The sequence below is a fragment of the Fulvivirga marina genome (assembly GCF_016775155.1).
Lineage (GTDB): Bacteria > Bacteroidota > Bacteroidia > Cytophagales > Cyclobacteriaceae > Fulvivirga > Fulvivirga marina.
The window spans coordinates 1-19,963 of sequence record NZ_JAEUGD010000022.1; the positions used below are offsets into that span (position 1 = coordinate 1).

Consider the following 19,963-nt stretch of genomic DNA (forward strand, 5'->3'; position numbering starts at 1 on the left):
CCCGTACAGCCGCCATGGTGTTATTTGGGCACCGAGCAGCAGTCTACATGAAAGGCTATAATGGGTACTTCGATTTGAAAGAAGTACACCCTGTAGGGTAGTGTGTGTACCATTGATGGGACGAGCAAGCTTTTTGCTCGTTCCTCAATGTATTTGTTGAAATTTTGGTTGAAGCATAAAATAGAGATAGATGAAAAATAAATTGATATTTATTTTTTTGGATGGTATTGGGATGGGGAGCCGTGTGGACTTAAACCCACTGACAAAGGCAGCCATGCCAACACTGAGGGGATTAATAGGTGAGAAGCTAACCAACACCACGAATATATTTGAGAAAGATATATTGGTTAAAGGGATTGATGCTTGCCTGGAAGTGGATGGCGTACCTCAAAGTGCAACCGGACAGACGTCTTTATTTACCGGGTATAATGCCCAGGAGTTTTTAGGTTATCATCTGATGGCATATCCCAATGACCAATTGATATCCTTGATTAACAAACGGTCAATTTTTAAATACGCCAAAGAGAATAATATCAAAAGCACTTTTGCGAACTCTTACACGGATGGCTTTTTTAAGTCATTTGACAAAACTTCACCGAACTATAGTGTAACCACGCGCTGTGTTTTAGCGGCCAAAACCGATTTCAAAACTCTGGATGACCTGATTGAAAACAAGGCAGTGCATTGGGACATAACCAATATGACCTTACAAGACATTCCAAATAACAGGGTGCCGTTGATATCTCCGGTTAAGGCTGGAGAAAATCTGCAAAATCTAACAAATGATTACGATCTGGTTTTATATGAGTGCTTTTTACCAGACCTCATTGGCCATAAAAAGGATATGGTTCAGTCCATCATGTTTTTAGAAATGTTTGATAAGTTTCTTAGTGGGTTAATTAGCAATAAACCTGATAATGTGCACATCATTATTTCCAGCGATCACGGTAATATTGAAGATCTGTCTTTTGGTGGGCATAGTAAGAACCCGGTTCCGCTGATTTTTATAGGCAGTGAGGCACACCATTTTGTACAGGTAAATGCCATTAATGAAATATTTAATGCCATATTTTCAAAGTTCTTCAATACTGCTCCTATTTCTGAGTTTGAAGGGATTTCGTATTAGACATGACACCAATGATAGATATATATACCACCACATTTAAGGAACCGCTAAAACCGGCTGTTTTTTCGGAGTATCTATCAAGGTTACCGTCGGATTTAATAGAAATGAACTCGCGTTACCTTCGCTGGCAGAATAGACATGCACACCTGTTGGGGCGGTTGCTGCTTGTGGAAGCACTCAAGGCATATGGAATTGAGAGTAATATATGGAATAGCATCAAGTATAATGAATACAAGCGCCCTTATCTAACCTTGAATGAATATGATTTTAACATATCGCATTCAGGTGATTTTGTGACCTGCGCAATAGGGAAAAACATCAGACTAGGGATAGATATAGAAGAAAACAGAAAAGTTAACCTGAAGCATTTCCGGAATATCATGACCCTCGGCCAGTGGGATGAAATTAATAGTGCGAGTGCCCCATTGAAAGTGTTTTATAAATACTGGACCATCAAAGAAAGCGTGATCAAGGCTGATGGAAGAGGGTTTTACATACCTTTAGACGAGCTCGAAGTAGAGCAGAATAGCGTACAGTTTGAAGACAAGCTATGGTTTGTAAAGGAAATAGAGTTTGCAAACGGCTATAGTGCATCATTGGCCACCGACCAACCATCCTCTTTTAAAATGCACTATATAGATTTTTACGAACCCGGCACCGCTAGCCAGACTAAACCGAAACTAGTTCAACATAAATAGATTGCACATGACAGAAAACCACATTTACGATTTGATTGCGGCTCACGTGGCTGAAATTACAGCTGACGTAGATCACGGCCCTATTACACGATCTTCAATGTTGTCCCCCTTAGGTATGGACTCCATTGGTCGTGCAGAGTTAATAGCGAGGATGCTGGAGGAGTTATCGATAACGGCACCAGCATATGAGTTTCATCAGGCAAATGACCTTGGTGAACTAGCAGCAATATTTGCCAGCAAAATAAAAGAGAGGCAGAAAAGCGCATAAAAAGAGACGTGTAGTGCACGTATATTTTTTCTAAAACAAAGCAAGTACAAAGCTCTTCCCACCAAAAGAGCCAGGTAGCTCTGTGTCTCCTCAATTTTGTAAAACAACCCCAAAAAAGCATTAAGAAGAAGTTTAATTTTTTAGTCTCATTGGCTAGTTTTCCGAAGTCGATCAGTAATGGTCGGCTTTTTTATTTTATAAAAATTGAAGCTAATGACCCTGGTATTAAATTGATACTGAGAAGGAATAAAAGTGTACTTCAGAAATCTATTTTTTCACAATGAATGTAAATATGATAATATACAGAGTGTTAAGTCCTCGTGGTTGCCAAATTTATACCGAATCAACTAGGGGGAATAAGTACTTCTTTGTAGCAAAGTTGGATCTGGAAAAATTAAGGAAAACGCTTAAAGTTAGTGGCTAATCAACCTTTTAATAGCGATCCTTAGAGAAGTTTTGTGTGAAATGATTGAATAAATTATATAATAATAATTTAATATTTTTATTAATATAAAATTTTAGTTAATTTTTTTAGTTAAAATATCTTATTGTTTGCCGCCCTAATAACTGTGTGCTCTCTAAACCGTAAACATGGTTCCTATGCTTAAACGCTTTGATAATGGAGATTACTCCCGTATGGCTAACACGGAAGCAAATGCCATAAAAGATGGAAGTTAAATAAAGGCTGTATCAAAGGCTCAATAAGAGACAATGTTCTTTTTAAGTATAGCCATTAAGTTATACCAAAACACCATTTCCGTAGAGGAAAAGTGGAAATAAGTAGGCTTTCAGCTAGTCCTATAATCACCAACGTTTTTATATTTGTTTGATATAGTAATTTCTCATTGAGTAAGAAAATCAGGTGTTGAATGGTTAAAGAAGATCTATGGAATAACATAAGGCAATTTGAAATTGACGACCCGGAGTCAGGGTTCTCTTTTACCGACAGGCTGATTAGAGAAAATGGATGGAAAAGGGACTATGCCATAAGAGCTGTTTATGAGTACAAGAAGTTCATGTATTTAATCTGCATAGCCGATCATCCATTGACACCATCTGATCAGGTTGATCAGGTATGGCATTTACACTTACTTTATACAGAATCATACTGGATAGATTTTTGTCAAAACACTTTACTTAGAAATGTTCATCATGGTCCCACAAAAGGAGGAAATGAGGAGAAACAAAAATTTGGCAATTGGTATGAAAAAACCATGGAATTATATGCTCTGGTTTTTGGTTCTGTGCCACCTGCTGATATATGGCCGCCTGGTAAAATTAGGTTTGCTGAAATAAATTTTACCAGGGTAAACCGACATAGAAACTGGGTCATACCAAAACTATCACTTTTTAAAAAATGGAAATCTTAAATAAGCTAAGTCCAGCAGAAACATATTTGATAAGGGCAACTTCGGATGCCACATTCAAGGATTTATTAAAGTATACACTTTCAGATCTTCTTCTAAAAAAGGTACTCCATTATGAGGAGCGTATTCTGCAGTCGAATGAAAAAAGCCCTGAAAGGATGGTGTCGTACATTTCAACAGGAGAGAATTTTTTGAACTACGATGCTTTGAAGCATGAAGTGCCCTTTCTTAAAGCCTTTTTTAAAAATCCCGAGATAGATATCATGTTCAGGCATATTGTGAAAATGGGTTATGATGAGGCGGGATCAAAGAATAATTATATTTTCACTCACCTATTAAGCAACCCCTTAATGAAAGAAAAAGTCAAAGGGGGGGTGATTAATAGGCTATTCAATAGGGTACGGTTAACAGATTTGGGTATCCGTGCAAAAAGTCAAATCAATGATGCCTTTGAAAAGCTTGAAATCGAGTTGCCAACTCTTCTTGAAAAGTCTCCGGAAAAAGCGCTTGAACTTCTTAAAAAGATCAATGGAAATGTGTTTTTAATTGAGGGTATTGATTTTGAGCAACTTATAAAAGTTGATAGTGAGATAACTGATGAAATAAACAGACAGAATCAAAGCTCTTCTTATTTAAATCCTTTAATGTATTTTACCAGTGAGTCATTTCCTTTTGATAGTGATTTTGATTCTGCCGATGGCTGCGGAAGTGGTTGTAGCAGTTGCAGTGGTTGCAGTGGTTGTGGTGGCTGCGGCGGATGTGGATAAGTAATGTACATCTGTTCATATCAAAACTAAAATATCTATGTTGATATGAGAAAAGTCTTTTTAGGTATAGTTATCGCTTTTGTATTAGGGATAACAGGCTTGGTGCTACTATACACGGGATATATACGCTTTAACTATCCAGATAGAGATGAATTTCCTGTTCGTGGTATAGATATCTCACACCATCAAGGAAAGATAAGATGGCATGAATTAAAGGCTGAGCTTATTGATTTTGTAATTATTAAAGCTACCGAAGGGGGTGATTATAAAGATCCTCTGTTTGATGAGAATTGGAAGAATAGTAGGGAAAGTGGTTACAAGACAGGTGCATACCATTTTTATAGGCTCTGCAAGGGAGGTGAGGAGCAAGCAGCAAATTTTATAGCGTCAGTGCCAAATGAAGCCGAAAGCCTGCCACCGACAATAGACCTTGAATTTGGAGGTAATTGCGATTCTGGCAAGTCCAGGGTGCAGATCATTGAGGAGATAAAGGTTTGTTTAGGTAAATTGGAAGGGCATTTTGGAAAAACTCCTATTATATATGTAACCAGGGAGTTTTATAAAGAATATATTGAAGGCGATTTTTTACGCTACCCTATATGGATCAGAGATATCTACCGGCAACCAACGCTGGAACCTAACCGAGAGTGGCTCATCTGGCAATTCGCGAATAGAGGACATTTGAAAGGAATAGATACTTATGTAGACCTGAATGTTTTAAATAAAGAAAACTCACTTTTCTTTTATAAAAGGCGAATAATTGAGGAATAAGTTCTACAACTTGTAAATTTTTATTTTATTGGGTTTAAATTTAATTGAAAGATATTTCCATGGGCTTGGTTTGTGGAAGTTTTAAGAAAATATGTGTTTTTATGTAAAACATATGAGCTATTATTGGTTGTGAATCTGCATGCTTTGCTCTGATGATTTTAGAGCAATCATGATAGGAGTCTTTGGAGTTGAAGAAGCACCACTATGAATGGGATCTTCTTCAACTTAGAGGAGGTTTTACAGAAGCTGAAAAGACTATATAAAAAATAAAAACTATAAGGACTTATGCCTATTTGGAGTCGTTAAGTTAGGTGGTGATAATCTCACGCGATGGGAAACCCGATTGGAAAATTAGTCATATTGTCCCAAATAAATAATTAGCAATGTTGTCTGTAAGGGAAATAAAAAAAAAAGATATTGGCTTTATACTTGACTATTGGTATAATGCCTCTCCTGACCATCTGGAGAGCATGGGAGCTAGTATAAAAAAACTGCCTTCGCGTCAGAAGATGTTCGAGATGTTAGTTACGGATATCGCTTTACCTCTGGAACGTAAATCTTCCTATGTTATGATGTGGTTTATGAACAGGCGGGAGGTGGGGCATTCGAATGTGAATAAGATTACTTATGGTAAAGAAGCCTATATGCACTTTCACCTATGGCATCCTGAGGAGCGCCAAAAAGGAATGGGTACAGAATTGGTTAGAATGTCCTTGCCATATTACTTTGAAAATTTAAAACTGGAGACTCTTTTTTGTGAGCCTTATGCATTAAACCCAGCTCCCAACAGAGTGCTTGAAAATGTAGGCTTTCAGTTTGAAAAGGAATACACAACCACGCCTGGGTATATCAATTTTGAGCAGCAGGTGAGGCGATGGAAACTTACCCGCGAGCGATATAGAAAGCTTATTTTGCAACCCTAATGTTAAAATCTATAGTATTACTCATATTACTTACGTTCACCTTTGGGGCGAGGGAAGATCAGCAGGAGCCTTTTGATGTGGAGTTGAATAAATTAAATGATAAACCATTATTACCTGTTGTTTCTGTCAAAAATAAACTTATTCATAGGGGAGTATTCTCTCAAGATCTTAATGAGTTTTATTTTACTGTTTCTGACTATGATTATACTCATTTTGATATCATGTGTACCAGAAAAGTTGATGGGGTATGGTCAAAGCCCTCCAAGTCAGTCTTTAATAGTGATTATGATGATCATGGCATGAGTTTTTCTCCGGAGGGTAATTTTTTGTATTTCAGCTCTACTCGGCCCGTCGGAGATGAGGGGGTGTCAGATACGTGGCATATTTGGAGGTCAGAGCAGCGAGATGGACAATGGAGTGTACCTGAGTATATAGATATTGTTAACCTCAGAGATAAGCTTTTGTCTCACCCAACTGTAACAACATCAGGAGAACTATACTTTCATGCCAGCAACCTTGACTATAGTGAAATGGATATTTACTATTCTACTCAGGTTGACGGCAAGTTTCAGCTAGCTCTCAAATTGGAGCTTCCAAATGATAAAGGGTATAACAAATGTACGCCATATGTAGCTGCGGATGGCAGCTATTTGTTTTTTGCTACCATAAAGGATCAGCTTATTATGTACATGAGTTTCAGAAATGAAGATGGCCGATGGGGCGAGGCTAAGGCATTGAGGGCATCAATAAGCACTGACGGTCAGGGTAATCCTAATGTAACTCCCGATGGGGCATTTTTAATCTACACCAGAGGAATGCATGGCGACGATAATAAGCTGCCTGAATGGAGCTTGAAGTTTGTTAGTATGGATTCTGTACTGGGTAAATAAAGCAAATCAAGACTATGGCATCAGCTTTTGGACATGCATTGGTAGCAGCCAGCTTAGGGACATCATACCCCTCAAAGTTTACAACAGCAAAGTTTTTCATACTTGGGGCTGTATGCTCCATTTTGCCTGATGCTGATGTGATTAGCTTTAAATTGGGTATTCCTTATGAAGCATTTTGGGGGCACCGTGGGTTTACTCACTCATTTGTGTTTGCTCTGATAGTAGGAGTAGTTATCACCATATTATTTTACAGGCATAGTATGCGTAGCCCAAAAGCATTGGGTTATGTATTTTACTTCTTTTTGTGCACGGCTTCGCATGGCATTTTGGATGCTTTGACTAGCGGAGGGTTAGGCGTAGCATTTTTTTCACCCTTTGACAATTCGAGGTATTTTTTTCCCTGGCGTCCTATAAAAGTATCACCAATTGGCATTGGTAACTTCTTTAGCAAGTGGGGGGCAAACGTACTTCTTTCGGAAACTGCTTGGATTGGGTTACCAAGTGCTGCATTTATGTTATTAACTCGCAAAAAGCTCAGACCATATAAAGACCAACCTAAACAATAAGATTTCATAAATTGAATTAAATACCCATAAACTTAAAGTAATTATGAAATTATTATTGGAGCATGACAAGGCTAACCTCCAGTTTAACGAGGAAACAAACTCTATTGAGTTGATTTGGAAAAAGTACCATGATGAGGCTTCCTACCGTTTAATGTTTACCCAGGGGGTTAAACTTTTAAAAGAATATGGGGCAACAGGTTGGTTGTCAGATATTAGAAAGGAAGGAGTTGTAGGGCCGACGATATCGTCCTGGATGCAAAAGGAGATTCTTCCTGTAGCCATTGCGAATGGATTGAAAAAAGTGGCTATAGTTATGGATGCAGATGTATTCAAAGAATTTTATGTAAAAAATATTGAGAGGAATGTTGCACAAGGTATTATGAAATACTTTGATTCGGTTGAGGCAGCCCATGAGTGGTTGAAGGGGTAGCTGCATTAATTTTATTCACAAGAATAGCGAGGGTTGTACCAGAGTCTGCCTAAGCTGATCTCACAGGAACAAGCATTGGAATAAGGAAGGGGGCTTTATAAGGCCCTCTTTTTTATGTACATACAGGTGTAAATACTTTTAGATAGAATAAAGAGATTATAATTAAGACTTTAGTTTAAAATTCTTTAGTGGTATATTGAGATATGGGAGTGACATCTAATTATGTCATAACCTCTAAACTTAAATTCTACCAGATGTACAATGACGAAATATACCAGGAAGTATTTCGCTCCGGCCCTGATGCCGTTATTGTAACTAATAATGTAGGACAGATTATTATGACCAATGACCGGGTAAAAGATGTTTTTGGTTACAGCAGGGATGAGTTAAAAGGTCAGATGATAGAGCTTCTGGTTCCGAAACGATACCGAACATCTCATTTAGGTTATAGAAATTGTTATCAACACAAGCCTGTAGCACGGCCTATGGGAGGAGGTAGGGAGCTTTTAGCCTTGAGAAAAGATGGAAGTGAGTTTTTTGTAGAGATAAGTTTGAGCCCTATAAATATTGAAGGTGAAAAACTGGTGCTGGCTGCTGTTAGGGATGTGACAGAAAAAATGCTGGTAAGTCAGAAGCTACAGAAGTCTCTGGCCATGATTGAGAAAAAAAATAGAGAATTGGAGCAGTTTGCATATGTCGCCTCACACGATTTGAAGGAGCCTTTACATACTATTTTGAGCCTTGTCAATCTGTTGTCATTAGAGTATAAGGAACGTTTTGATGAACGTGCACATGAGTATATACAGCTTATTTCTCAAACATCCGAAAGGATGAAAGCGTTGATAAAAGACCTCTTGGATTACTCCCGGGTAGGGCAAGCGCTAACCAGAGAAAGGGTTAACAGTAATCAGTTGGTTGATTCAGTACTTGAGGATATGTCGGCGCTTATAAAGAATACCGGGGCGCAGGTTAAAACAGGTAGGCTTCCTATACTTAATACATATGCTACCGAGCTGAGGCAATTGTTTCAGAACCTGATTGCTAATGCCATTAAATTTCAAGAGCCTGGCCAGCAACCAGAGATTGAGATCAAAGCTGTTAAGGAGGATGATCATTGGCAGTTTTCAGTGTCAGACAATGGTATTGGGGTTGAGGAGGAAGCCCGGGAGAAGATATTCAGGATATTTACACGTCTACATCCGCGTACAACCTATGAAGGTACAGGTATAGGACTGGCTCAATGCCAAAAAATTGTAGATGCACTTGGTGGACGTATATGGGTGGTGTCAACATTGGGGGAGGGCAGTACTTTTTATTTTACTATTCCCAAAAAACGGAACTACAAATAAATGAAATGGATATCTGGTAAGCGTGCAGCATATTTTCTGTTAGCAATCCTTAGCATAATTATAGTGTTTCATCTGTTGGTTTTAGCAGGGTTCATCCCTTATGAGATTGTATGGGGTGGCCGGCTAAAGAATACCTCTGAAATGGCAATTTTTGAACTAATTTCCATTACCATTAATATGGCTATGCTGCTAGTTGTTTGTGTCTATATAGGCATATTAAGAGTTAATATTAAGCAAGGTCTGGTTAAAGGCTTTCTTTGGATCATGTTCGTGCTATTCTTACTCAATACAATTGGTAATTTTGTCTCCAACAATTTCTTTGAAAAAGTAATTTTTACACCGGTTACTTTAATATTGGCCATTTTAAGCTTTAGTATGGCGGTCAGTAAAATAAATGATTGAATACCCTATCATAGTTTGAGCTGAGCTTTATCATATTTTGATATGAAACAGATCATAAAATAAAGATAATGAGCCATTTATTTTTGTGTCAAACTTTAAGGCTATGAATGTTGAGGAATTAATCAGGAAGTATAATGTGCCGGCCCCAAGATATACAAGCTATCCGACAGTGCCGCTGTGGGAGCAGGATTTGATCCGCGAGCAGCATTGGATGCATATCGTAAATCGAGCATTTGAAGAAAGCAATCAGGAGAAGGGGATAAGTCTCTACATACACCTGCCTTTTTGTGAAAGCCTCTGTACCTACTGCGGGTGTAATACACGTATAACTAAAAACCATAAGGTAGAGGAGGGGTATATAGATGCTGTGCTGGCCGAGTGGCGGATGTATTTGAATCAATGGAACGAAAAGCCTGTTATTCGTGAGTTACATCTTGGAGGAGGAACACCAACCTTTTTTAGTCCGTCAAACTTACAACGTCTGATTGGAGGGCTTTTAAATGGCGCGATAGTACACCCTGCACATGAGTTTGGTTTTGAAGGGCATCCCAATAATACCACTGAAGAGCACCTGCAAGTACTCTATGATTACGGGTTTAGAAGGGTAAGTTTTGGTATTCAGGACCTTGATCCGAAAGTTCAGAAAGCAATTCATAGGATGCAACCATTTGAGAATGTAGAGTCTGTAACAAAGGCAGCCAGAAAGATTGGTTATACCTCGGTGAATTTTGATCTGATATACGGACTCCCGTTTCAAACAGTGGACAGCATAACCAATACTATTGATCGAGTAGGAGAGTTGATGCCTGAGCGTATAGCCTTTTATAGCTATGCTCATGTACCTTGGATCAAGCCTGGTCAACGGGGGTATTCAGAGGCCGATCTGCCTGATAATGAAAACAAACGTAGGCTGTATGAATTAGGGAAAGAAAAATTGACCCACTTGGGGTATACTGATATAGGTATGGATCACTTTGCATTGCCTGCCGATGAGCTGTTTAAAGCTGCAGAAAACCGTACACTACATAGAAATTTTATGGGATATACCATATTTAATACTGATCTGCTCATTGGTCTGGGTACATCTGCTATCAGCGATGCCAAATATGGCTATCTGCAGAATGAGAAGGTAGTGGAAAAGTATAAGGAGAAAGTGTTAAATGGACAATTGGCTATAATAAAAAGTCATGCCATGACCGATGAAGATCTTTTAATTAAAAGGCATATCCTTAGCTTACTCTGTACCGGAGAGTTTTGTTTTGAGCCTGACTTGTTGAGTGTTTTGGAAAAGGGTGCGTTGGATCAATTCCAGGTGATGCAAAAAGAAGGGTTGATAACTTTGGAGGGTGATAAACTTCAGATCACTCAGCTTGGAAAAGCCTTCATCAGGAATATAGCCATGTTACTTGATTTAAGGCTCAAAAGGTCGAAAGTAAGTGCAAAACCTGTATTCAGTAAATCTATATAAACGATATTAGGTCTGTAGGAGGCTTAGCACTGAGAAGTAGTGAAAAGCACTCCCTCCTAATACGAAAAGGTGCCAGATTACATGATTATAACGGATTTTGTTTTTCATGTAGAAAAATGTTCCTACGGTGTAAAACAGACCGCCTGCAAGCAGGAAAATAAACCCCTGCAATGACATCATGCTATAAAGCGTATCGATAAAGATCATGCCTATCCAACCCATGGATATGTATAAAATTGTGGAGAGCAGCTCCTTTTTCCCTGTATAAAATACTTTCATGATTGCTCCCAACAAAGCGCAAGCCCATACAGCTCCTAGCATGAACCAACGTGTTGGTCCGCTTAACAAAGCAAAGCAAAAAGGAGTATAGGTGCCGGCAATAAAAAGATAGATAGACATATGGTCCAATTTCCTGAACAAGGATTTTAACTTTTTGTCCTTTAAGCTATGGTATATTGTGGAGGCCATATAAAGAATTACCATCATACTTCCGAAAACGGTGAAACTGAGTATATCCGTTGAGGTGCCTTTCCAGTAAGCCATTAAAACAAGAATGACCAAGCCTGTAATAGCCAGGCAGGCTCCAATACCGTGCGTGACGACATTGCCGATTTCCTGGTTTTCTATATAAACAGTATTATTGTTTTTCATTAGAAAATTAACAGCCACGTGTACTTTAGAGTTTAGTGTTGTCAATATTTTTAACGTAGAGAAGAACCACTTATTGACTTAATGAATCAGAATAAACTTTAATTTTTATCGAACCCGTCCCCTCACCTAAATGAGAAGGACTTATAATGTACTTAACTTAATAGACTTGAAATCCACTCAAATAGATTACTCTATTGCTGATTGATGGAAGCCAGTTTGTGTTGGAATACTCCTGCAATATTTGTTGCTCTTTGTTTAGCTTCCTCAGCCATGTTGCCAGTGAAGTGCTCGTTTATAGTTTCCAGAAAAAGATTTAACCAGCGATCGAAGTGCTTTTTATCAATAGGTAGTGGAATATGCTTCAAAAACGGATTGCCTTTATAACTCATATCACCTAGAAGTATGGTAGACCAGAAGTCGTACATAATAGGAAGGTGTTTTTCCCAGTTTACACCCGCAAAATCGTTGAATATCGGAGCAAGTAATTCATCCTTATTTACTTTATCGTAAAAGCTGTCCACCATTTGTTTTATCTCTTCTTTTGATTGAATTTCTTTTTGCATCCTCATTTTTCAAACTGTTGATTAGACAAAGATAGGTTATACTTACTTGTGCATTTATGATTACAGTCATATTGATCGGGGACCTATGTATGTTATTTCTGGAATTTTGAGATTATTGGCTTTTTGAAGGTGAAAACAAAGTTTGAATTATTCATTATTGAATAATAAATTGTTATATTTATAGTATGGTGTTGTTTTGTTCGAAGAATGTTTTATCACAAAAAGCCATAACTATGAGTAGAAAAGATCAGATCATTTGCGTTGTTCGGGAATATGAGCAGGGCAAAAGAGGAACCAATGAAACCATAAAAATGATATATGACATATCCGGGCATGAAGTGGACCGGGATTACCTTGATAATTATTGGAGGAGTGAAGATTTAGATAGTTTTGCGGGGTTCCTGGCCATTGAAGCTATTATAGATTGGAAGCAAATAGATGACCATCGTGCTTTGGGGTTAATCAAGGAAATTCTTAGTGATTTAACTGATGATCCGGTTATTTATCGCAATGCAGAGGCGTTGGAGAAACGGTTTGGCAAACCTGAAGGGAAAATTGATGATCTTATTTTCGGACAGAATATTACCGATCCTGAAGCATTATTATTAGAGATGAAGAAAAGCACAACTATTCTAACCTAATATTGAGTAATGTGTCTTTAATTTGCCAGACAAGGGCTTTTTTGTGTGGAATTGTTGAGTACTAATGACACTGAAATGTTCATCTTGTCACTTGTAGTTACAAGTCCACCTAGTTTTTGGGGTGGTTTCAACTTAAACTCTGAAGCGTGGAAAACAAAACTTGTAGTAAGTGTCTGTTTCCCATTTACAAAACCCTGACAAAACTCTACATCATCAAGGGTCTTGTATTTTCCTACCAATGATAATTTAATACAACCTGTTAACAAGCCCTTCCCCTGCTCTTGCAGGCTTTGAACCTGAACGGTTACTTTTGGGTATTCCTCTGCCTTTAGAGTCGCTCTAAAATCTCTGTTTAAAAGGAAATTCCCACATTTAAAAGCTTCCACTGGGATAGTGAAACTATAGGGAGAGTATGGCAAATTGTTCATGTATAAAGTATCATTTACTCCCGATACTTCATAACCGCAGCTAAAACCGCCAAGAGAAGTATCACCATTAATGGTGATACTTCTCTTCTCAATAACCAAACATGATTCGGTTTTTGCGGGCTCCGTTAGTGATATTAGGAGTAAGATGATACTTAATATGCTCATTGCCTTATATTAGAAACTTATGGCGGCTTCAATCATTACACCATTAAATTCACCATCTTGGTATTTAAGACCATTCCAGCCATCACCGTCATACTTTTGAGACACATACTCAAACTTGGTTACAATGTTCTTAGTGAGGAACCAGCCACCGCCAATGTTTAAACGATTAATCTCCATAGTTGGTGCCCCATCTACCATTTCTCCGGATACGGCATTGTATCTACCACCGACATAAAGTTGTTCTTGCCCACCAAACCTGTAGATAAGCTCACCGGCAACCTGAGTAAATGAGCCATTTCCCTGATCATCGCTGTTGCTGGCTACTTCATAGATACCAAAGAACTCCACACCTTTGTATTTTATGAATGGGTTAATCTGGATCGCTGTTATTTCTCTAAACCTTGGGTTAAATCTTCCTTCGAAATCGCTTCCATCACCATCTATAGTCGTCATTATGTTGTAGTATCTGCTACCGCCACGGTCACCACCATACAGGTATGTTCCGTTAGTCTCACCCTTGTTAATGTACCAAGAACCGGTCAAACGTAATCTAAAGTCATCAGACATATTGTTATCATATCCTAATTTACCAAAGAAAGATGCCTTATTATCGGTGTTGTCATTTACCACGGTGCTTTGGTTAAGTTTACCATTGGTCAAACCAATTACTCCAATAAAACCACTCTTTTGGATTGTAACCTCGCCAAACACCTCAGTAGAGAATGCATCCATAATATAGTTACCTACAAATGGGTTGTATATGGCTCTGGCGTTGTCTGTTCTTCTGAAGTGAGCATCTCCATAGTTAAATTCATCCATACCTATGCGGATTGTAGCCACTTCCATTAGTCCTTCAAGGAATCCTGGCTTAATAAAGTCAAGTTTATCCATTTGCAGATAACCTCCTTTTACCCATGACTCTTCATGGTGCCTTGCAGAAAGGTAAGTCCTTAAGTGCATTCTTAATCCATCATATAGTTGCACATCCAAGTCCAGGTTGGCAGTTGGTAAGTTGAAGTTGTCACCAAGTTGTACCAGAGTATCAACGGTATTAGCGTTATCTTGATCTATGCCTTGAAACTGAATGGCAAAATCTCCACCTATACGAACTTTAGTGCCTGTAAACTCTACGGTATCCTCTTTAGGAGCTTCAAAAATATTAAGTCCATCTTGACCCGCAGGTCTGAAGTATTGCAGGTTCCTGCCTTCCTGGGCATTACTTATAAAGCTAATCCCAATGAAAGCAATTGCTAAAAGGTATTTGATTGACGTTTTCATGATTTATTTAGTTTTTGAATATAAGGTTAAAGTTTATTGTAATTTCATTTCCCGTTTTGACAGTGCCCAGAAGTGCAGTCGGGGGATCGATATTAAAATCTGTTAATTTTAGGTCTTTACTACCCGTAAATGTTACTGTAGTTGCAGTAGGGTAGGCTTTGGTTTGTACATTGACAGTTCTGGATTCCCCGGCAATGGTAAATGTGCCCACGGCATCTACTAGGTAATAGGTACTTTTTTTTGTTATACTTTTAACTTGTTTGAGTTTAAAGGTTATTTCAGGGTGTTTTTTTGTTTTTAATGCTTTATATGCGTTGTCATCCATTCCGGATTTGCCACTTTTTAGTGTTTCACCTTTCATGGTTACAGTTAAACTGGAAACACTCTTCAACGTATTGTCATCTATATCTATGCTGGCAGTTCCTTCAGCAGTTTCAGTGGGCATAGTCCAGTCGTGTAGTGTTGATGTTCCCGCTACTTCAAGTTTTTTAACCGAAGATAGATTGTAGTTTGTCTGACCTTTTACTCCTATACTTATCACCAATATGGGGATCATGAAGTACAGATATTTATTGAATACTTTCATAACAGTGTAGTTTGATTCGTTTTGAATTCTGAAACAAATCTATAAGTCATGTGTTTCGTAAAACATGATGTTTCTCAGCTTTAAAGCTGTTTGTAGTCATCTCATTGAGGGTAATTTCTTGTGCGAAGAAGCTTTTGAAAAAGCCCTATATATTGATTAATGTCTTCATAATGAGTGAGATATTTTGTCTCTTATGTGGTTTTATGAAGGATGTGTGATAGTGATATTGAGAAAGTGAGCATGGCACATTTGTTAGGGTTGAAAACATGCTACTCACAAACAAGTACCGGGTCCCCTTTCTTTTTTACCATGTCTGAGCGGGATTAGTTAACACCCTTGAACTTGCCCAAAATCTTTTACCTTTGCTCTTTAATAAAATTTTTATGGCTGGTAAGGATATTCAGGAAGGGTTAAAACATTTATTGAAGTTGCTGGAGCAGGAAAAGGAAGAGGATTTACTCCAATATAAGCGTAAAATGATAGGAACTTCACTAGCGGAGCGTCGAAAGCAGGGTGTATGCTGGTATCCTGTAAACCTGGAAAAAACGAAATTTGATAGTGGCGATCGTTTGCTTATAAAAGTATCGAGGCCCCCTGAACATACAGATTCCCACCTTTTCCAGTCAGGGAAGTTAGTGAGTTTATTTTCCACTGCCTTCAGTAATGAAGAATCTCGTGAAGCTGTCAATGGTGTAATAAACTATGTCAATAAACAGGAGATGTTGGTTACGTTAAACAATAATGACATTCCTGATTGGATACATGATGGTCAGCTTGGAGTGCAACTCCTTTTTGATGAGAACGCTTATAGGGAGATGGAAAAAGCTGTTAAGCATCTGATCAATGCCAAGGATGAGCGTCTGGTGGAACTTAAAAAAGTACTTCTTGGAGAACTGGAAGCTAGGTTTGAAAGTAGGTCTCCGGTAAAAATAGCCGGCTTAAATGATAGCCAGAACGAAGCACTTAATAAAGTATTGTGTGCTTCAGATGTAGCTATCATACATGGCCCTCCAGGTACAGGAAAGACTACCACTCTTATACAAGCTATACTCGAAACGCTAAAATCAGAAACTCAGACATTGGTTTGTGCTCCAAGTAATGCAGCAGTTGATCTCTTAGCGGATCGTTTGGGAGAGCAGGGCATTAATGTGTTGAGAATTGGACACCCGGCCCGTGTTACCGAGGAAACTCTAAGCAAGACGCTGGATGCTCGTATTACTCGGCATCCTGATTATAAAACCCTGAAGTCACTCCGTAAACAGGCTGAGGAGTACAAGGCCATGGGGCAGAAGTATAAGCGCAATTTTGGCCATTTGGAAAGGGAGCAGAGAAAGAGACTGTTGGCAGAGGCCCGAGAGCTTCGCCATGAGGCTGAACATCTGGAGTTCTTTATAACACATGATATCATAGCGCGATCTCAGGTAATAGCCTGTACCATGGTGGGGGCAAGCAACGCAATGCTCAAGGGGATGAAGTTTGATACGGTGTTTATTGATGAAGCAGCTCAGGCCTTGGAGCCAGCCTCCTGGATTCCTATAATCAGGTCGGAACGTGTGATCTTTGCCGGTGATCACTGTCAATTGCCACCAACCATCCGGTCCCTGGAGGCAGCGCGTAATGGCTTGGAAATTACGCTTTTTGAAAAGGCTATTAAGAGTAACAGCGCTGATGTTATGCTGAAGGAACAGTACCGCATGAATGAGTCTATCATGAACTTTTCAAGCCGAATATTCTATAAAAACCAATTGGTAGCCAATGAGTCGGTTGCTCATTGGAAAATATTTCCTGATGATTTATCAATAGAATTTATAGATACCGCAGGATGTGGTTATTTTGAAGAGATAGACCCGGAAACACGCAGTTCCTTTAATAAAGAGGAAGCACAATTACTGTTAAAGCACTTTAAGGGGTATGTAGAGCAAATAGAAATGCTTGGTAAGTGGAATGAGGTGGAGGATATAGGGATTATCGCACCATATAAAGCCCAGGTTTCTCTTTTGCAAGACTTGATGTTGCAGCCAGGGGCTTTGGGACAGCACATTCAAAGTAAATTAGGAGTAAATACGGTAGATTCATTTCAGGGGCAGGAGAGAGACATCATTTACATTTCATTGGTACGGTCCAACGAAAAAGGGGAAATTGGCTTTTTATCGAATACCCGAAGAATGAATGTAGCTATTACAAGGGCTAGGAAGAAGCTTGTAATTATTGGAGATAGTGCTACCATAGGACAGCATGAGTTTTATGCTGCTTTTCTGGATTATGTTAATGAAATAGGAGCTTATAGGAGTGCTTTTGAGTTGATGTATTAAAAGTGAAAGAAGAGTGTGAACCGTTTCAATCTAGTAAATTTATAATAAAATATGATTCGTCAGATGTTTACAATAAGATAAGGTGGTCACAAGTGTATATGATATTTTCAAGAATTAAAACGCAGTATCTTTTTTTACTATTGTTAACACTGGTATTTACGAATATTATAAGTATAGCACTGATGCTATTTAGCAAATAATAGCAATTTTGAAAAGGGTTTGATTTTACCCATGAAATGAGGGATTTAAGCGTCACACTCAGCTGTTAATGCGACTTCAATTAATTGAAAAACGATACAAGTGACTTATAAATGGCACCGGTTCTTATCTAACATTCTTTACCAGATTTGGGAGTTCGGTTTGGCCAACTGAGTGAAATTGAGGACGTCACTTCTATAGTTTTTTTAACCAAGTAGAGCCACTTTAATGCGTAAATATTACAAACATAGCTTTGTTAAATTCTGCGATGCTATATTTGCCACCCTTTTTCATGATAAGGCTTAAATTATTAGTTTTAGATATGTTAATCAGAAAATAGAATGATAGATACTTCAAAACAGAGAACAAGAGAATCGAGAGCTGCTATTGAGCGCTTATATATAACGATGAGACACCTGCTTATTAGGGGGAGTTACAAACCTATGGGTGTTTCCGGGAGATCATTGATTGAGGCGTTGCTAACACTCAGGCCTGAAATATATGGTACCGTAGCCGATCCAGGTAAAGTAGAGCTAGACGGTTTGTTATATGTTATAGAAAGATTGCCCAACGGTATAGAAGAGTGTCGGTTTATTAAATTGGTGGCGAGGGAAGGTTTCGATGAGGCGGGACATCCGGCGATAATTCCTATAAAACGTAGAAGAAACTGTTTCAGGATTGATGAAAACAGGATGTACATTGAGATGACTAGGGGGAGGAGTGATATATATGATATTTTGACCCACCTTACGTTTTTGTTTATAGAAGGGGAGAAGATCAAGAACCACAGTCTGGATCAAAAGGGACAAATTATAGATGATTGGTACAGACTTGAGGAGATAGTAAAACTTGAAGAGCAAAATGAACCGTTTGATGAAAAAAAGGCAGCGGTGTATCTCAGCAACTTTTTAGGAAGAACAATTAAAGAGACATATGCAGCTATAGATAAATTCAAGAAAGGCAAGAATAAAAATAGTCTGTACCATATTGTATACTGGCTGGGTCGCACCGCGATTGAAGACGCCATGGAAGATAAAGACAAGGAGATAACCTTTTCGTCTAAACTAAGGGAAATTATAGGACACCATATCTATGGCGAAAAATGGGCTCGAAAGATAAAGTCATATATCCATGGTAAGCGGTTAGCAGAAAGACCAATACACATTATTAGTGCCAATATGCACAGTTTTCTAAATGCTATTTATGGTTTTAAGGCTTTGCAGGATGAAGGATTCGATACATTAGAAGAGCTGGCAAACCAAACCAGTAAAGAACAAAATGCAGAGATGCGTGAAAGGATCAGGTTATATGCATTGGAAAACGGATTACATGAGATTGAAGACCAGTCGGGAACAAACCTATCTGTTCAGATATTTAATCTGGATAAGTTTGACTTTAACTACCTTCCTGAAAACATACGCCCTACAGGAGACTTAAAAGAAGCCCCGGTACTTGTAGTTATGGACTATGCCTTCGGTGAGCAGGCCTTTGAGTGTATGGATGAGCTTCTAAAGCCCTATGAAGAAGGGGATGATATTTATGATATGAATATCCGGTCGGTTTCAATTATGGGGAAAGCCGGTATATTGACAGGTAATAAAAGTGATATTATGATCCCAACAGCACATGTTTTTGAGGGTACTGCTGATAATTATCCTATTGAGAATGATTTTGACCTCAGTGAGTTTAAAGGCAAAATGGCTACTTATGAAGGGACAATGATCACTGTTTTAGGAACATCTCTTCAAAACAGAGATGTACTTAATCACTTTCTTGCCTCTACCTGGAATGCTGTAGGTTTGGAAATGGAAGGTGCCCATTATCAAAAAGCCATACAATCAGCTGCAATGATAAGAAAGAGCGTGAGCGAAGAAGTTAAGGTTCGGTATGCATATTATGCTTCGGATAATCCGCTTATGACTGGTAGTACGTTAGCTTCAGGGAGTTTAGGGATAGAAGGAGTGAAGCCTACTTATTTGATCACTTCAGCAATTTTGAAGCGGATTTTGAATGAAGATGTTAAAGAAGACTAAGGTGAAAATAGTTCATATAAAAAAAGAGGCTGTCTCAAAAGTCTCTCAAAAGAAAGGCTGGCGAAAATTCTATCGCCAGCCTT

General features: G+C 38.5%; 21 protein-coding genes. 16 read left to right on the top strand and 5 right to left on the bottom strand.

What is annotated here, in order from left to right:
- Positions 1–190: 190 nt before the first annotated feature.
- The 13 genes from JMN32_RS06825 (at position 191) to hemN (ending at position 11,025) form a co-directional block, all read left to right on the top strand.
- Positions 191–1,126, top strand: a complete 936-nt coding sequence (locus JMN32_RS06825) for an alkaline phosphatase family protein (protein ID WP_202855564.1) — start codon at positions 191–193, stop codon at positions 1,124–1,126.
- 11 nt (positions 1,127–1,137) lie between these two features.
- Positions 1,138–1,824 (top strand): 4'-phosphopantetheinyl transferase family protein, encoded by a 687-nt coding sequence (locus tag JMN32_RS06830; RefSeq protein WP_202855565.1) that lies wholly within the window; start codon positions 1,138–1,140, stop codon positions 1,822–1,824.
- Positions 1,825–1,831: 7 nt separating this feature from the next.
- A complete protein-coding gene (locus JMN32_RS06835; protein ID WP_202855566.1) occupies positions 1,832–2,092 on the top strand; it encodes a phosphopantetheine-binding protein in 261 nt (86 codons plus the stop codon).
- Between the two features lie 869 nt (positions 2,093–2,961).
- Positions 2,962–3,462 carry a glycine-rich domain-containing protein gene (locus JMN32_RS06840; protein ID WP_202855567.1) on the top strand — a complete coding sequence of 167 codons (501 nt, stop codon included), beginning with the start codon at positions 2,962–2,964 and terminating at the stop codon, positions 3,460–3,462.
- Positions 3,450–4,226 carry a hypothetical protein gene (locus JMN32_RS06845; RefSeq protein WP_202855568.1) on the top strand — a complete coding sequence of 259 codons (777 nt, stop codon included), beginning with the start codon at positions 3,450–3,452 and terminating at the stop codon, positions 4,224–4,226. The genes JMN32_RS06840 and JMN32_RS06845 overlap by 13 nt, the downstream gene beginning before the upstream one ends.
- A gap of 45 nt (positions 4,227–4,271) precedes the next feature.
- A complete protein-coding gene (locus JMN32_RS06850; protein WP_202855569.1) occupies positions 4,272–4,997 on the top strand; it encodes a glycoside hydrolase family 25 protein in 726 nt (241 codons plus the stop codon).
- Positions 4,998–5,380: 383 nt separating this feature from the next.
- Positions 5,381–5,920: a GNAT family N-acetyltransferase gene (locus tag JMN32_RS06855; RefSeq protein WP_202855570.1), complete on the top strand. Its 540-nt coding sequence runs from the start codon at positions 5,381–5,383 to the stop codon at positions 5,918–5,920.
- On the top strand, positions 5,920–6,810 hold the full coding sequence (locus JMN32_RS06860; RefSeq protein WP_202855571.1) for a TolB-like translocation protein: 891 nt from the start codon (positions 5,920–5,922) through the stop codon (positions 6,808–6,810). Before JMN32_RS06855 ends, JMN32_RS06860 begins: the two co-directional genes overlap by 1 nt.
- Positions 6,811–6,824: 14 nt before the next feature.
- Positions 6,825–7,376: a metal-dependent hydrolase gene (locus JMN32_RS06865; RefSeq protein ID WP_202855572.1), complete on the top strand. Its 552-nt coding sequence runs from the start codon at positions 6,825–6,827 to the stop codon at positions 7,374–7,376.
- A gap of 43 nt (positions 7,377–7,419) precedes the next feature.
- Positions 7,420–7,806, top strand: a complete 387-nt coding sequence (locus JMN32_RS06870) for an STAS/SEC14 domain-containing protein (RefSeq protein WP_202855573.1) — start codon at positions 7,420–7,422, stop codon at positions 7,804–7,806.
- Positions 7,807–8,060: 254 nt separating this feature from the next.
- Positions 8,061–9,155, top strand: coding sequence for a sensor histidine kinase (locus JMN32_RS06875; RefSeq protein WP_202855574.1), 1,095 nt, complete (start codon positions 8,061–8,063; stop codon positions 9,153–9,155).
- A complete protein-coding gene (locus JMN32_RS06880; RefSeq protein ID WP_202855575.1) occupies positions 9,156–9,557 on the top strand; it encodes a hypothetical protein in 402 nt (133 codons plus the stop codon).
- Between the two features lie 103 nt (positions 9,558–9,660).
- The gene (hemN, locus tag JMN32_RS06885) at positions 9,661–11,025 is read left to right on the top strand and encodes an oxygen-independent coproporphyrinogen III oxidase (RefSeq protein ID WP_202855576.1); all 1,365 of its coding nucleotides are present in this window, start codon (positions 9,661–9,663) and stop codon (positions 11,023–11,025) included.
- Between the two features lie 6 nt (positions 11,026–11,031).
- Here the strand turns inward: hemN and trhA are convergent, their stop codons facing one another.
- Positions 11,032–11,676 (bottom strand): PAQR family membrane homeostasis protein TrhA, encoded by a 645-nt coding sequence (gene trhA, locus JMN32_RS06890; protein WP_202855577.1) that lies wholly within the window; start codon positions 11,674–11,676, stop codon positions 11,032–11,034.
- 191 nt (positions 11,677–11,867) lie between these two features.
- Positions 11,868–12,239, bottom strand: coding sequence for a group III truncated hemoglobin (locus JMN32_RS06895; protein ID WP_238354370.1), 372 nt, complete (start codon positions 12,237–12,239; stop codon positions 11,868–11,870).
- 233 nt (positions 12,240–12,472) lie between these two features.
- Here JMN32_RS06895 and JMN32_RS06900 point away from each other — a divergent pair, with 233 nt between their 5' ends.
- Positions 12,473–12,880, top strand: coding sequence for a hypothetical protein (locus JMN32_RS06900; protein ID WP_202855579.1), 408 nt, complete (start codon positions 12,473–12,475; stop codon positions 12,878–12,880).
- 17 nt (positions 12,881–12,897) lie between these two features.
- Here the strand turns inward: JMN32_RS06900 and JMN32_RS06905 are convergent, their stop codons facing one another.
- From JMN32_RS06905 to JMN32_RS06915, 3 genes are read right to left on the bottom strand one after another with little or no spacing between them, the layout of a single operon-like run.
- Positions 12,898–13,473 carry a YceI family protein gene (locus JMN32_RS06905; RefSeq protein ID WP_202855580.1) on the bottom strand — a complete coding sequence of 192 codons (576 nt, stop codon included), beginning with the start codon at positions 13,471–13,473 and terminating at the stop codon, positions 12,898–12,900.
- Between the two features lie 9 nt (positions 13,474–13,482).
- Complete coding sequence (locus JMN32_RS06910) at positions 13,483–14,751, bottom strand: hypothetical protein (RefSeq protein WP_202855581.1); 1,269 nt, start codon at positions 14,749–14,751, stop codon at positions 13,483–13,485.
- Positions 14,752–14,758: 7 nt separating this feature from the next.
- Positions 14,759–15,337, bottom strand: a complete 579-nt coding sequence (locus JMN32_RS06915; RefSeq protein ID WP_202855582.1) for a YceI family protein — start codon at positions 15,335–15,337, stop codon at positions 14,759–14,761.
- A 383-nt stretch (positions 15,338–15,720) separates the two neighbouring features.
- Between JMN32_RS06915 and JMN32_RS06920 the strand changes: the two genes are divergently transcribed.
- Both JMN32_RS06920 and JMN32_RS06925 read left to right on the top strand, forming a co-directional pair.
- Positions 15,721–17,649, top strand: a complete 1,929-nt coding sequence (locus JMN32_RS06920) for an AAA domain-containing protein (RefSeq protein WP_202855583.1) — start codon at positions 15,721–15,723, stop codon at positions 17,647–17,649.
- A 539-nt stretch (positions 17,650–18,188) separates the two neighbouring features.
- A complete protein-coding gene (locus JMN32_RS06925) occupies positions 18,189–19,880 on the top strand; it encodes a DUF6909 family protein (RefSeq protein ID WP_202855584.1) in 1,692 nt (563 codons plus the stop codon).
- Positions 19,881–19,963: the final 83 nt, after the last annotated feature.